The sequence below is a fragment of the Streptomyces sp. NBC_01465 genome, assembly GCF_036227325.1.
GTDB lineage: Bacteria > Actinomycetota > Actinomycetes > Streptomycetales > Streptomycetaceae > Streptomyces.
Genome location: NZ_CP109467.1, coordinates 3369393 through 3384414, shown reverse-complemented (window position 1 = coordinate 3384414; position 15022 = coordinate 3369393). Strand labels below are relative to the sequence as shown.

Annotated in this window: 7 protein-coding genes; 6 read left to right on the top strand and 1 reads right to left on the bottom strand. The window is 66.2% G+C overall.

Features of this window, described 5'->3' with window-relative positions:
* Positions 1-403: 403 nt before the first annotated feature.
* The 6 genes from rpoB to tuf all read left to right on the top strand — a co-directional run bounded on the left by rpoB (position 404) and on the right by tuf (position 12558).
* On the top strand, positions 404-3889 hold the full coding sequence (rpoB, locus tag OG707_RS15840; protein ID WP_329118658.1) for a DNA-directed RNA polymerase subunit beta: 3486 nt from the start codon (positions 404-406) through the stop codon (positions 3887-3889).
* A gap of 95 nt (positions 3890-3984) precedes the next feature.
* Positions 3985-7884 (top strand): DNA-directed RNA polymerase subunit beta', encoded by a 3900-nt coding sequence (locus OG707_RS15835; RefSeq protein WP_329118656.1) that lies wholly within the window; start codon positions 3985-3987, stop codon positions 7882-7884.
* Between the two features lie 317 nt (positions 7885-8201).
* Positions 8202-8573, top strand: a complete 372-nt coding sequence (gene rpsL / locus OG707_RS15830) for a 30S ribosomal protein S12 (protein ID WP_003948652.1) — start codon at positions 8202-8204, stop codon at positions 8571-8573.
* A 2-nt stretch (positions 8574-8575) separates the two neighbouring features.
* Positions 8576-9046 (top strand): 30S ribosomal protein S7, encoded by a 471-nt coding sequence (gene rpsG, locus OG707_RS15825; protein WP_329118654.1) that lies wholly within the window; start codon positions 8576-8578, stop codon positions 9044-9046.
* Positions 9047-9084: 38 nt separating this feature from the next.
* Positions 9085-11214 (top strand): elongation factor G, encoded by a 2130-nt coding sequence (gene fusA / locus OG707_RS15820; RefSeq protein WP_329118652.1) that lies wholly within the window; start codon positions 9085-9087, stop codon positions 11212-11214.
* A 150-nt stretch (positions 11215-11364) separates the two neighbouring features.
* On the top strand, positions 11365-12558 hold the full coding sequence (gene tuf, locus OG707_RS15815; RefSeq protein WP_329118650.1) for an elongation factor Tu: 1194 nt from the start codon (positions 11365-11367) through the stop codon (positions 12556-12558).
* Between the two features lie 83 nt (positions 12559-12641).
* On the opposite strand, the gene OG707_RS15810 is transcribed toward tuf, so the two are convergent.
* On the bottom strand, positions 12642-14642 hold the full coding sequence (locus OG707_RS15810) for a PIG-L family deacetylase (protein ID WP_443071338.1): 2001 nt from the start codon (positions 14640-14642) through the stop codon (positions 12642-12644).
* Positions 14643-15022: the final 380 nt, after the last annotated feature.

Sequence of the window (15022 nt, the reverse complement as noted above, 5' to 3'; positions counted from 1 at the left end):
ACCAAGGGGCCTTGACGAACCGCACGCAGCGCGCAATTCTCAGGACGCGTCGTCACTTCGATCCGCATCCGAGGCATGGATCGACGACGAAGAGGGCAGGATCGTTGTGCGCCTCTGGCGCATGGTTCTTCCGCAGGTCAGCAGCGCAGGGCAGCAGAACAGTGAAAGATCTGAGGGTGACAGAAAACCCGCACTGGACATCGGTGTGCCTCTTGGCTACACTGACCCTTTGCGCTGCCTGTTAGCTGCCCCCTGCCCGTCACCAGGGGCATGCCCTTGCTTGAGCATCGATGACTGACCTTTTCCGACCTGGCCTTTTGGCCGAATCGGGAATGGCCTGTCTCTGTGCCCCGCTGGGACCGGTACGCGCGTAGTGAGTCCGAGCCCTCGGAAGGACCCCCTCTTGGCCGCCTCGCGCAACGCCTCGACCGCCAATACGAACAACGGCGCCAGCACCGCCCCGCTGCGCATCTCCTTTGCAAAGATCAAGGAGCCCCTCGAGGTTCCGAACCTTCTTGCGCTGCAGACCGAAAGCTTTGACTGGCTTCTCGGCAACGCCGCATGGAAGGGTCGCGTCGAGGCCGCTCTCGAGAGTGGACAGGACGTCCCCACGAAGTCCGGTCTGGAAGAGATCTTCGAGGAGATCTCTCCGATCGAAGACTTCTCCGGGTCGATGTCGCTGACCTTCCGCGACCACCGCTTCGAGCCCCCGAAGAACTCGATCGACGAGTGCAAGGAGCGCGACTTCACGTTCGCGGCCCCGCTCTTCGTCACCGCCGAGTTCACCAACAACGAGACCGGCGAGATCAAGTCCCAGACGGTCTTCATGGGCGACTTCCCGCTCATGACCAACAAGGGCACCTTCGTCATCAACGGCACCGAGCGTGTCGTTGTGTCGCAGCTGGTCCGCTCGCCGGGTGTCTACTTCGACTCCTCCATCGACAAGACGTCCGACAAGGACATCTTCTCCGCCAAGATCATCCCTTCCCGGGGTGCCTGGCTGGAGATGGAGATCGACAAGCGCGACATGGTCGGTGTCCGCATCGACCGCAAGCGCAAGCAGTCCGTCACCGTCCTCCTCAAGGCTCTCGGTTGGACCACCGAGCAGATCCTTGAGGAGTTCGGCGAGTACGAGTCGATGCGCGCCACCCTGGAGAAGGACCACACCCAGGGCCAGGACGACGCACTGCTCGACATCTACCGCAAGCTGCGCCCGGGCGAGCCGCCCACGCGTGAGGCTGCTCAGACGCTGCTCGAGAACCTCTACTTCAACCCGAAGCGCTACGACCTCGCGAAGGTCGGCCGCTACAAGGTGAACAAGAAGCTCGGCGCCGACGAGCCGCTGAACGCCGGTGTGCTGACCAGTGACGACATCATCGCCACGATCAAGTACCTGGTGAAGCTGCACGCCGGTGAGGTCGAGACCGTCGGCGAGTCCGGCCGGTCCATCGTCGTCGAGACCGACGACATCGACCACTTCGGCAACCGTCGTCTGCGTAACGTCGGCGAGCTCATCCAGAACCAGGTCCGCACGGGTCTGGCTCGTATGGAGCGCGTCGTGCGTGAGCGCATGACGACCCAGGACGTCGAGGCGATCACGCCGCAGACCCTGATCAACATCCGGCCGGTCGTCGCCTCCATCAAGGAGTTCTTCGGCACCAGCCAGCTGTCGCAGTTCATGGACCAGAACAACCCGCTGTCGGGTCTCACCCACAAGCGCCGTCTGTCGGCGCTTGGCCCGGGTGGTCTCTCCCGTGAGCGGGCCGGCTTCGAAGTCCGTGACGTGCACCCCTCGCACTACGGCCGCATGTGCCCGATCGAGACGCCTGAAGGCCCGAACATCGGTCTGATCGGTTCGCTCGCCTCGTACGGCCGCGTCAACGCGTTCGGCTTCGTCGAGACCCCGTACCGCAAGGTCGTCGAGGGCGTCGTCACCGACGACGTCGACTACCTGACCGCGGACGAGGAAGACCGCTTCGTGATCGCCCAGGCGAACGCGACGCTGTCCGAGGAGATGCGCTTCACCGAGGCGCGCGTCCTGGTCCGCCGTCGTGGCGGGGAGATCGACTACATCCCCGGTGACGACGTCGACTACATGGACGTCTCGCCGCGCCAGATGGTGTCGGTCGCGACCGCGATGATCCCGTTCCTCGAGCACGACGACGCCAACCGTGCCCTCATGGGCGCGAACATGATGCGTCAGGCCGTGCCGCTCATCACGTCCGAGGCTCCCCTCGTCGGCACCGGCATGGAGTACCGCTGTGCGGTCGACGCCGGTGACGTACTCAAGGCGGAGAAGTCGGGTGTCGTCCAGGAAGTCTCCGCGGACTACATCACCGTCACCAACGACGACGGCACGTACACCACGTACCGCATCGCCAAGTTCTCCCGCTCGAACCAGGGCACTTCGGTCAACCAGAAGGTTGTCGTCAACGAGGGCGACCGCGTGATCGAGAGCCAGGTTCTGGCCGACGGTCCCGCGACCGAGATGGGCGAGATGGCGCTCGGCAAGAACCTCCTCGTGGCGTTCATGCCGTGGGAGGGCCACAACTACGAAGACGCGATCATCCTCAGCCAGCGTCTGGTGCAGGACGACGTCCTCTCCTCGATTCACATCGAGGAGCACGAGGTCGACGCCCGTGACACCAAGCTCGGCCCGGAGGAGATCACCCGGGACATCCCGAACGTCTCCGAAGAGGTCCTCGCCGACCTCGACGAGCGCGGCATCATCCGTATCGGTGCCGAGGTCGTCGCCGGCGACATCCTCGTCGGCAAGGTCACGCCCAAGGGCGAGACCGAGCTGACGCCGGAAGAGCGCCTGCTCCGCGCGATCTTCGGTGAGAAGGCGCGCGAAGTGCGCGACACCTCGCTGAAGGTGCCGCACGGTGAGATCGGCAAGGTCATCGGCGTCCGCGTCTTCGACCGTGAAGAGGGCGACGAGCTGCCGCCGGGCGTGAACCAGCTGGTTCGTGTCTACGTGGCGCAGAAGCGCAAGATCACGGACGGTGACAAGCTCGCCGGCCGTCACGGCAACAAGGGTGTTATCTCGAAGATCCTTCCGATCGAGGACATGCCGTTCCTCGAGGACGGAACTCCGGTCGACATCATCCTGAACCCGCTGGGTGTGCCGTCCCGAATGAACCCGGGACAGGTCCTGGAGATCCACCTCGGCTGGCTCGCCAGCCGCGGCTGGGACGTCTCCGGTCTGGCGGACGACTGGGCGCAGCGCCTGCAGGCCATCGGCGCCGACCAGGTCGCCCCGGGCACCAACGTCGCCACCCCGGTGTTCGACGGTGCGCGCGAGGACGAGATCTCCGGTCTCTTCGAGTCCACGATCCCGAACCGCGACGGTGTCCGGCTGGTCCAGCCCACGGGCAAGGCCAACCTGTTCGACGGCCGCTCGGGTGAGCCGTTCCCGGACCCGATCTCGGTCGGGTACATGTACATCCTCAAGCTGCACCACCTGGTCGACGACAAGCTCCACGCTCGTTCGACCGGTCCGTACTCGATGATCACCCAGCAGCCGCTGGGTGGTAAGGCGCAGTTCGGTGGTCAGCGCTTCGGTGAGATGGAGGTGTGGGCGCTGGAGGCTTATGGCGCCGCGTACGCACTCCAGGAACTCCTCACCATCAAGTCCGACGACGTGACCGGCCGCGTGAAGGTCTACGAGGCCATCGTCAAGGGCGAAAACATCCCCGAGCCCGGCATTCCCGAGTCCTTCAAGGTGCTCATCAAGGAAATGCAGTCGCTCTGCCTCAACGTGGAGGTGCTGTCCTCGGACGGCATGTCCATCGAGATGCGCGACACGGACGAGGATGTCTTCCGCGCTGCGGAAGAGCTCGGAATCGACCTGTCCCGGCGCGAGCCGAGCAGCGTCGAAGAGGTCTGACGGGCCTGGCCGGGACTCCCGCAACGGAGTCCCGGCCGCCCCGGACCGTTCAGACCATGTTTGACACTCGACCCTGAAAGAGGGATTGACGACAAGTGCTCGACGTCAACTTCTTCGACGAGCTGCGGATCGGCCTTGCCACCGCGGACGACATCCGGACCTGGTCGCACGGCGAAGTAAAGAAGCCGGAGACCATCAACTACCGCACGCTCAAGCCGGAAAAGGACGGGCTCTTCTGCGAGAAGATCTTCGGTCCGACCCGGGACTGGGAGTGCTACTGCGGTAAGTACAAGCGTGTCCGCTTCAAGGGCATCATCTGCGAGCGCTGCGGCGTCGAGGTCACTCGCGCCAAGGTGCGTCGTGAGCGGATGGGCCACATTGAGCTGGCCGCCCCTGTCACGCACATCTGGTACTTCAAGGGCGTCCCGTCGCGTCTGGGATACCTGCTCGACCTCGCGCCGAAGGACCTCGAGAAGGTCATCTACTTCGCCGCGTACATGATCACCTTCGTGGACGAGGAGCGCCGGACGCGCGACCTGCCCTCGCTGGAGGCTCACGTCTCCGTCGAGCGTCAGCAGGTCGAGAACCGTCGTGACTCCGACCTGGAGGCCCGCGCCAAGAAGCTCGAGACCGACCTGGCCGAGCTCGAGGCCGAGGGCGCCAAGGCCGACGTGCGCCGCAAGGTGCGCGAAGGTGCCGAGCGCGAGATGAAGCAGCTGCGCGACCGTGCGCAGCGCGAGATCGACCGTCTGGACGAGGTCTGGTCGCGCTTCAAGAACCTCAAGGTCCAGGACCTGGAGGGCGACGAGCTCCTCTACCGCGAGCTGCGTGACCGTTTCGGCACGTACTTCGACGGTTCGATGGGTGCTGCTGCACTGCAGAAGCGCCTGGAGTCCTTCGACCTCGAGGAGGAGGCCGAGCGCCTCCGCGAGATCATCCGTACCGGCAAGGGCCAGAAGAAGACCCGTGCGCTCAAGCGCCTCAAGGTCGTCTCCGCGTTCCTGCAGACCGCGAACAGCCCCAAGGGCATGGTTCTCGACTGCGTGCCGGTCATCCCGCCGGACCTCCGCCCGATGGTGCAGCTGGACGGTGGCCGCTTCGCGACCTCCGACCTGAACGACCTGTACCGCCGTGTGATCAACCGCAACAACCGCCTGAAGCGCCTTCTCGACCTCGGTGCCCCCGAGATCATCGTGAACAACGAGAAGCGCATGCTCCAGGAGGCCGTGGACGCCCTCTTCGACAACGGTCGTCGTGGTCGCCCGGTCACCGGTCCCGGTAACCGCCCGCTCAAGTCCCTCAGCGACATGCTGAAGGGCAAGCAGGGTCGTTTCCGCCAGAACCTCCTCGGCAAGCGTGTGGACTACTCCGCGCGTTCCGTGATCGTCGTCGGTCCGCAGCTCAAGCTGCACCAGTGCGGTCTGCCGAAGGCCATGGCTCTGGAGCTCTTCAAGCCGTTCGTGATGAAGCGTCTGGTTGACCTCAACCACGCGCAGAACATCAAGTCGGCCAAGCGCATGGTCGAGCGTGGCCGCACCGTCGTGTACGACGTCCTCGAAGAGGTCATCGCCGAGCACCCGGTGCTGCTGAACCGTGCACCCACCCTGCACCGCCTCGGCATCCAGGCCTTCGAGCCCCAGCTGGTCGAGGGCAAGGCCATCCAGATCCACCCGCTCGTCTGCACCGCGTTCAACGCGGACTTCGACGGTGACCAGATGGCCGTGCACCTGCCGCTGTCGGCAGAGGCGCAGGCCGAGGCCCGCATCCTGATGCTGTCCTCGAACAACATCCTCAAGCCGGCCGACGGCCGTCCGGTCACGATGCCGACCCAGGACATGGTCCTCGGTCTGTTCTTCCTGACCACCGACGGCGAGCTCCGTGACACCAAGGGCGAGGGCCGTGCATTCGGCTCGACGGCCGAGGCGATCATGGCGTTCGACAATGGTGAGCTCGCTCTCCAGTCGCAGGTCGACATCCGCTTCCCGGTGGGCACCATGCCGCCGCGTGGCTGGGTGCCGCCGGTCGCCGAGGAGGGCGAGCCCGAGTACCAGCCGGGTGACACCTTCCGGCTGCGTACGTCGCTGGGCCGCGCGCTCTTCAACGAGCTGCTGCCCGAGGACTACCCGTTCGTCGACTACTCGGTGGGCAAGAAGCAGCTCTCCGAGATCGTCAACGACCTGGCCGAGCGCTACCCCAAGGTCATCGTGGCGGCGACGCTCGACAACCTGAAGGCGGCGGGCTTCCACTGGGCGACCCGTTCCGGCGTCACCGTCGCCGTTTCGGACATCGTCGTCCCGGAGGCCAAGAAGGCCATCGTCCAGGGCTACGAGGCTCAGGACGAGAAGGTCCAGAAGCAGTACGAGCGCGGTCTGATCACCAAGGACGAGCGCACGCAGGAGCTCATCGCGATCTGGACCAAGGCGACCAACGAGGTTGCCGAGGCGATGAACGCGAACTTCCCCAAGACGAACCCCATCTTCATGATGGTTGACTCGGGTGCCCGAGGAAACATGATGCAGATGCGTCAGATCGCCGGTATGCGTGGTCTGGTGTCGAACGCGAAGAACGAGACGATCCCGCGTCCCATCAAGGCGTCGTTCCGTGAGGGCCTGACCGTCCTCGAGTACTTCATCTCCACGCACGGTGCCCGTAAGGGTCTGGCTGACACCGCCCTGCGTACCGCCGACTCGGGTTACCTGACCCGTCGTCTGGTGGACGTCTCGCAGGACGTCATCATCCGCGAGGAGGACTGTGGCACCGAGCGCGGTCTGAAGCTGAAGATCGCGGTCAAGGACGAGGCCGGTGTGCTCCGCAAGACGGAGGACGTCGAGACCTCGGTCTACGCCCGCATGCTCGCCGAGGACGTCGTCATCGACGGCAAGGTCATCGCGCCGGCCAACGTGGACCTGGGCGACGTGCTCATCGACGCGCTGGTCAACGCGGGCGTCGAGGAGGTCAAGACCCGCTCGGTCCTGACCTGTGAGTCCGCGGTCGGCACCTGTGCCTTCTGCTACGGCCGCTCGCTGGCCACCGGCAAGCTGGTCGACATCGGTGAGGCGGTCGGCATCATCGCCGCCCAGTCCATCGGTGAGCCCGGTACCCAGCTGACGATGCGTACCTTCCACACCGGTGGTGTGGCCGGTGACGACATCACCCAGGGTCTGCCCCGTGTTGTCGAGCTCTTCGAGGCCCGTCAGCCCAAGGGTGTCGCCCCGATCTCGGAGGCGGCAGGCCGCGTCCGTATCGAGGAGACCGAGAAGACCAAGAAGCTCGTGGTCACGCCGGACGACGGCTCGGAGGAGACTCCGTTCCCGATCTCCAAGCGTGCCCGTCTGCTGGTGGGCGAGGGCGATCACGTCGAGGTGGGCCAGAAGCTCACCGTGGGTGCCACCAACCCGCACGACGTGCTGCGCATCCTCGGCCAGCGTGCGGTCCAGGTCCACCTGGTCGGTGAAGTCCAGAAGGTCTACAACTCGCAGGGCGTGTCGATCCACGACAAGCACATCGAGATCATCATCCGGCAGATGCTGCGCCGCGTGACGATCATCGAGTCCGGCGACGCGGAGCTCCTGCCGGGCGAGCTCGTCGAGCGCTCGAAGTTCGAGACCGAGAACCGTCGTGTGGTCACCGAGGGCGGTCACCCCGCCTCCGGCCGTCCGCAGCTGATGGGTATCACCAAGGCCTCGCTGGCGACGGAATCCTGGCTGTCGGCCGCCTCCTTCCAGGAGACGACCCGAGTCCTGACGGATGCGGCGATCAACGCCAAGTCCGACAGCCTCATCGGCCTCAAGGAGAACGTCATCATCGGTAAGCTCATCCCGGCCGGTACGGGTCTCTCCCGTTACCGCAACATCCGGGTGGAGCCCACCGAGGAGGCCAAGGCCGCGATGTACTCGGCCGTCGGCTACGACGACATCGACTACTCGCCGTTCGGCACCGGCTCCGGCCAGGCCGTCCCGCTGGAGGACTACGACTACGGTCCGTACAACCAGTAGGAGCGAATATCTCGTCCACTGGGCGGTCACCCCTCGCGGGTGGCCGCCCAGTGGCGTATCTTGCACCCCCTCTGTCCTGCGCGTGGGCATTTGTTTTGACCGCAGCCGATGCGGTAGGTACGATCTGACCTTGTGCCTGGGGTGTGCCCTGGCTCCTGTGTGTGTCCTCAACCGCACGGCGAGCCTGTATACGGCCACCGCAATCTGCGCCCCTCCGCCTCGCGGCGGGGATCTGCATGATTCGACACACCCGACCGCGTGGGTCGGGAGATGTTCCAGGTTAGTTTCACCGACGGCACACAGAAACCGGAGACGTAGTGCCTACGATTCAGCAGCTGGTCCGGAAGGGCCGGCAGGACAAGGTCGAGAAGAACAAGACCCCCGCGCTCGAGGGTTCGCCCCAGCGTCGTGGCGTCTGCACCCGTGTCTTCACGACCACCCCGAAGAAGCCCAACTCGGCCCTCCGTAAGGTCGCGCGTGTTCGCCTGACCTCCGGCATCGAGGTCACGGCCTACATCCCGGGTGAGGGACACAACCTGCAGGAGCACTCGATCGTGCTCGTGCGAGGCGGCCGTGTGAAGGACCTGCCTGGTGTTCGTTACAAGATCATCCGCGGTTCGCTCGACACCCAGGGTGTCAAGAACCGCAAGCAGGCCCGCAGCCGCTACGGCGCCAAGAAGGAGAAGTAAGAATGCCTCGTAAGGGCCCCGCCCCGAAGCGCCCGGTCATCATTGACCCGGTCTATGGTTCTCCTCTTGTCACCTCGCTGATCAACAAGATCCTGCTGGACGGCAAGCGCTCCACCGCTGAGCGCATCGTCTACGGCGCGATGGAAGGCCTCCGCGAGAAGACCGGCAACGACCCGGTCATCACGCTGAAGCGCGCGCTTGAGAACGTCAAGCCCGCCCTTGAGGTCAAGTCCCGCCGTGTCGGTGGCGCCACCTACCAGGTGCCGATCGAGGTCAAGCCCGGTCGCGCGTCCACCCTGGCGCTGCGCTGGCTCGTCGGTTACTCCCGCGCCCGTCGCGAGAAGACCATGACCGAGCGCCTCATGAACGAGCTCCTCGACGCCTCGAACGGCCTCGGTGCGGCCGTCAAGAAGCGTGAGGACACCCACAAGATGGCCGAGTCCAACAAGGCCTTCGCGCACTACCGCTGGTAGTCGCTACCCACATCGAGACCGAGAGAAGACTGAGCCATATGGCCACCACTTCGCTTGACCTGGCCAAGGTCCGCAACATCGGGATCATGGCCCACATCGACGCGGGCAAGACGACCACCACTGAGCGGATCCTCTTCTACACCGGTGTGAGCTACAAGATCGGTGAAGTCCACGACGGCGCTGCCACGATGGACTGGATGGAGCAGGAGCAGGAGCGCGGCATCACGATCACGTCTGCCGCGACGACCTGCCACTGGCCGCTCAACGATGTCGATCACACGATCAACATCATCGACACCCCGGGTCACGTCGACTTCACCGTCGAGGTGGAGCGTTCGCTCCGCGTCCTCGACGGCGCTGTCACCGTGTTCGACGGTGTCGCGGGCGTCGAGCCCCAGTCCGAGACTGTCTGGCGTCAGGCGGACCGCTACGGCGTTCCGCGTATCTGCTTCGTCAACAAGCTCGACCGTACGGGCGCCGAGTTCCACCGCTGCGTCGACATGATCGTGGACCGCCTCGGCGCCGTCCCGCTCGTCATGCAGCTCCCGATCGGTTCCGAGGGCGACTTCAAGGGTGTCGTCGACCTCGTGACGATGAAGGCCTTCGTCTGGTCCGCCGAGGCGGCCAAGGGCGAGGCGTACGACATCGTCGACATCCCGGACACGCACACCGAGGCTGCCGACGAGTGGCGCGGGAAGCTGCTCGAGGCCGTGTCGGAGCACGACGACGAGATGATGGAGCTGTACCTCGAGGGCCAGGAGCCCACCGAGGACCAGCTGTACGCCGCCATCCGTCGCATCACGCTGGCCTCCAAGGGCAGCGCCGACTCGGTCACCGTTTCCCCGGTGTTCTGCGGTACGGCGTTCAAGAACAAGGGCGTCCAGCCCCTGCTCGACGCCGTTGTGCGCTACCTGCCTTCCCCCCTGGACGTCGAGGCCATCGAGGGCCACGACGTCAAGGACCCGGAGAAGGTCGTCAAGCGCAAGCCTTCGGACGACGAGCCCTTCTCGGGCCTGGCGTTCAAGATCGCGAGCGACCCGCACCTCGGCAAGCTCACCTTCGTCCGGGTCTACTCCGGTCGCCTGGAGGCCGGCACCTCGGTGCTGAACTCCGTCAAGGGCAAGAAGGAGCGCATCGGCAAGATCTACCGCATGCACGCGAACAAGCGTGAGGAGATCGCATCGGTGGGCGCCGGCGACATCATCGCCGTCATGGGCCTGAAGCAGACCACCACCGGTGAGACGCTCTGCGACGAGAAGAACCCGGTCATCCTGGAGTCCATGGACTTCCCGGCGCCGGTTATTCAGGTCGCGATCGAGCCCAAGTCCAAGGGTGACCAGGAGCGTCTGGGCGTCGCCATTCAGCGTCTCGCTGAAGAGGACCCCTCGTTCCAGGTGCACTCCGACGAGGAGACCGGCCAGACCATCATCGGTGGTATGGGCGAGCTTCACCTCGAGGTGCTCGTCGACCGCATGAAGCGCGAGTTCCGCGTCGAGGCGAACGTCGGCAAGCCCCAGGTCGCGTACCGCGAGACGATCCGCAAGGCCGTCGAGCGTATCGACTACACGCACAAGAAGCAGACTGGTGGTACCGGCCAGTTCGCGAAGGTGCAGATCGCCCTTGAGCCCATCGAGGGTGGCGACGCCTCTTACGAGTTCGTCAACAAGGTCACCGGTGGCCGCATCCCCCGTGAGTACATCCCCTCGGTGGACGCGGGTGCTCAGGAAGCCATGCAGTTCGGCATCCTGGCCGGTTACGAGATGGTCGGCGTCCGCGTCACCCTTCTCGACGGTGGTTACCACGAGGTCGACTCCTCCGAGCTCGCCTTCAAGATCGCCGGTTCGCAGGCGTTCAAGGAGGGTGCTCGCAAGGCCTCTCCCGTGCTCCTCGAGCCGATGATGGCCGTCGAGGTCACCACGCCCGAGGACTACATGGGCGATGTGATCGGCGACCTCAACTCCCGCCGTGGCCAGATCCAGGCCATGGAGGAGCGCAGCGGCGCCCGCGTCGTGAAGGGCCTCGTGCCCCTCTCGGAGATGTTCGGCTACGTCGGCGACCTCCGCAGCAAGACCTCGGGTCGCGCAAGCTACTCGATGCAGTTCGACTCCTACGCCGAGGTTCCGCGGAACGTCGCCGAGGAGATCATCGCGAAGGCCAAGGGCGAGTAACTCTCCCGAGTACACGCTTTAGGCTTATCACCGGAGCCACTGGGTCATTCCGTACGGATCGTGCGGAATGCCCCGGGCCCCGGCATCCCAGCAAAGATCACCTGGCGCCGATGAAGCAAGGCGTACAGAACCACTCCGCAGGAGGACCCAGTGGCGAAGGCAAAGTTCGAGCGGACTAAGCCGCACGTCAACATCGGCACCATCGGTCACATTGACCACGGTAAGACGACCCTCACGGCCGCCATTACCAAGGTGCTGCACGACGCGTACCCCGACCTGAACGAGGCCTCGGCCTTCGACCAGATCGACAAGGCTCCCGAGGAGCGTCAGCGCGGTATCACGATCTCGATCGCGCACGTCGAGTACCAGACGGAGTCGCGTCACTACGCGCACGTCGACTGCCCGGGTCACGCTGACTACATCAAGAACATGATCACGGGTGCCGCGCAGATGGACGGCGCGATCCTCGTGGTTGCCGCCACCGACGGCCCGATGCCGCAGACCAAGGAGCACGTGCTCCTGGCCCGCCAGGTCGGCGTTCCGTACATCGTCGTCGCCCTGAACAAGGCCGACATGGTGGACGACGAGGAGATCCTGGAGCTCGTCGAGCTCGAGGTTCGTGAGCTCCTCTCCGAGTACGAGTTCCCGGGCGACGACCTTCCGGTCGTCAAGGTCTCGGCGCTCAAGGCGCTCGAGGGCGACAAGGAGTGGGGCCAGTCGGTCCTGAACCTGATGGCCGCCGTCGACGAGTCGATCCCGCAGCCCGAGCGCGACGTCGACAAGCCGTTCCTGATGCCGATCGAGGACGTCTTCACGATCACCGGTCGTGGCACCGTCGTCACCGGCCGCATCGAGCGTGGTGTCCTCAAGGTCAACGAGACCGTTGACATCGTGGGCATCAAGCAGGAGAAGACCACCACCACGGTCACCGGCATCGAGATGTTCCGCAAGCTGCTCGACGAGGGCCAGGCCGGTGAGAACGTCGGTCTGCTCCTCCGTGGCATCAAGCGCGAGGACGTCGAGCGCGGCCAGGTCATCATCAAGCCCGGTTCGGTCACGCCGCACACCGAGTTCGAGGCCCAGGCCTACATCCTGTCGAAGGACGAGGGTGGCCGTCACACCCCCTTCTTCAACAACTACCGTCCGCAGTTCTACTTCCGCACGACGGACGTGACCGGCGTTGTGACCCTCCCCGAGGGCACCGAGATGGTCATGCCGGGCGACAACACCGAGATGAACGTTGCGCTCATCCAGCCCGTCGCCATGGAAGAGGGCCTGAAGTTCGCCATCCGTGAGGGTGGCCGGACCGTCGGCGCCGGCCAGGTCATCAAGATCACCAAGTAATCACTTGGTTGTCTGACCTGGTAGCTCGACACTGAGCACCAAGCAAGGGCCCCGCACCGAGAGGTGCGGGGCCCTTTGCGTTGTCATATCGAGCGGGCCGGCCGCCACAGCCAGGGGCGTGCGTCCGGACCCAGGCCCACCACGCTCACGCCCTTCGGGCCGGTGTGCAGGGCCGGCCCTTCGAGCGCGACGGCCCCACCGGGGCGGGTCAACACTCGTCCGTTCAGGAGGAGTTGGTCTCGGCCGCGGTTGTCCTTGCCGAGGAGCGCGGGGCCCGTGGGGCGGCCCATGACCGTCAGCTTCGAGGTGGCGGGCCTGCGCATGATCAGGTCGACGGTGCCGTCCGGGGCGGGCAGCGCGACGGGGGAGTCCCCGGGCACCGGCAGGCCGGTGAGGCTGGGCGTCAGCGGCTGACCGGGCGCGCTCTGCGTCCACTCGTGCACGGTGTCGCGCCCGGCCGCGTAGACGTGCACCCGGCCCGCCGTGTCGACCGTCGCGCTCAGCCCGTCCTGGATCTCGCCGCCGCCCAGGCTGCGCCAGGGGCTCCACTGGCCGGCCGCGCTGCGGATGCGCGTGCTGATGCCCTGGTCGGCGTTCCGTACGAAGAGATGGACCTGCCCGTCGGGTGCCGTCACCGCCACCGGCACGCCCAGGCGGCGGCCGCGGTCGGGGGTCGGCTCCGGGTTGCCGAGACCGGTCCAGGGGGTGAACTCCCCGCCGGGCGTGCGCTGTTGGAGTACGACGATCTCCCGCGTGTTGCGCGATCCGTGCCCCGCGAGGGCGTCGAAGCGCAGCCCGAAGAGCAGCTGTCTGCCGTCCGCGAGGGCGGTGGCGCCGAGGACCGGTGCGAGCGGTCCGCCGCCGAGGTCGTCGGGGGCCGACCACTGGCCGCTGCCGGGGGAGGTCTCGCGCCAGCGGACCGCGCGCAGGCCGAGGACGCCGTACGCGACGAGCCTGCCGTCGGGGTCGGCGGCGAGGGCGGGCCGCGGCCCCGGGTAGCGGTAGTGGGTGGAGCGGACCCAGCCCTTCTTGTTCCGGACGGGGGCGGTCCCGCCGACCGCGTAGTCGCCGCAGCCGCCGGGATTGCCGCACTGCCAGCTGGGGCTGCCGCCGTACGGGACGAGGTGCGCGGCCTTCTGCAGCATGACCGGCCGGGGGAGGTTCTTGGGCCAGTGCCGGTTGTAGTAGCCGCGGAAGGCGGTGGTGACGAAGGCGGGCACGTCGCCGCCGTCGCGGGTGGCCTCGGCGACCCAGCGGATCATCGCCGCCCAGCTGAAGGAGGCGGTCGCGGTGTGGTCGGCGTGGTCGGAGTAGCCGATCTGCTCGCTGTCCCTGATCCGTACGGCCTCGGGGCTGTGCTGGATGTCCGGGTCGGGGTCGAGGGTGTGGATCACGGTGGGGCGGTACGCGGCCATGAGCCCGGTCAGGGCGTCGACCAGCTCGTCGTAGTCGTACGCCTGCGCCTTCTGCAGCGGTGAGCCCTCGGCGACGACGGTGCGCAGATTGAGGCCCCTGGACTGCCAGAGCGTGGGGAGCCCCAGACGGCCGAAGGAGAGGTGCATGGCTGTGTTGAGGAAGATCAGCTCGACCTTGCGGCCGCCCTTGGCAAGGGTGTTGATCTCCGCCCGGTGACCGCCGCGGAGTGTGGTCACGCCCTTCTGCCACGGGGCGAAGCGGTCCAGGCCGAGCAGCGTCGCGTAGGCCTGGCGGAGTCCCTGGTGGCGGGCGGAGGAGTACGCGCCCTTGTCCGGTGGGGGTGTGGGGCCGCCGGGCGGGCGGTTGACGCCGGTGTGCTCGCCGCCGGTGGTGTAGACGCAGACCAGCGAGGTGCCGTCGTCGAGCATCCGCTGGGTGTCCGGGTTCATGAAGTACAGGTCGTCGTCCGGATGGGCCAGGATCTGCATCACCAGCCGGCCGTGACCGGTGGAGATCGGCTTGCCGGGCAGCGGATCGGCCTGCGGGGCCTTGCGGCGCGGGGCCTCGGGGACGGAGCAGGCGGAGAGCGCGAGGCCGGTGCCGGCCGCCCCGAGACCCGTCAGGATCCGTCGCCTGGGCAGCCCGGCCCCCTGGGATGTCGTACGCAAGAGAGCCGCCCCGTCCCGTCCCCCGCACGGGCCGTCCCGTGCGATTGCTCAACCTGAGGGATGGAGTTACGGGCCCATGGGTTGCCCGAGCAGGTGCAATGCGGGCTTCGGGCGGGCTGCGGTTTGACCTGGGGCGCGCGAGGGGTACTCTCTACGGCTCGATTGGCCAGGGCCATGCCCCATATGGCAGACTGTCGGGGTTGCTCGGTTGAGTGCCGATGCTGCGCGTCTCCCGTCGGGAGAACCGGAAGCGAGTCCCACAGTACTCGTCGACCCCATCGCCTTCGGGTGGTACCGGTCGGACGTACGGGAATCTTTCGGGAAGTGCAGTGGGGTGTGCAGACCAGGCGCCCGGTGGGTCGCATCGAAGGCAGATGCAG

Excerpts from the sequence above, each read along its gene's own strand:
- rpsG (WP_329118654.1), top strand. The coding sequence starts at position 8,576 with ATGCCTCGTAAGGGCCCCGCCCCGAAGCGCCCGGTCATCATTGACCCG.
- fusA (WP_329118652.1), top strand. The coding sequence starts at position 9,085 with ATGGCCACCACTTCGCTTGACCTGGCCAAGGTCCGCAACATCGGGATC.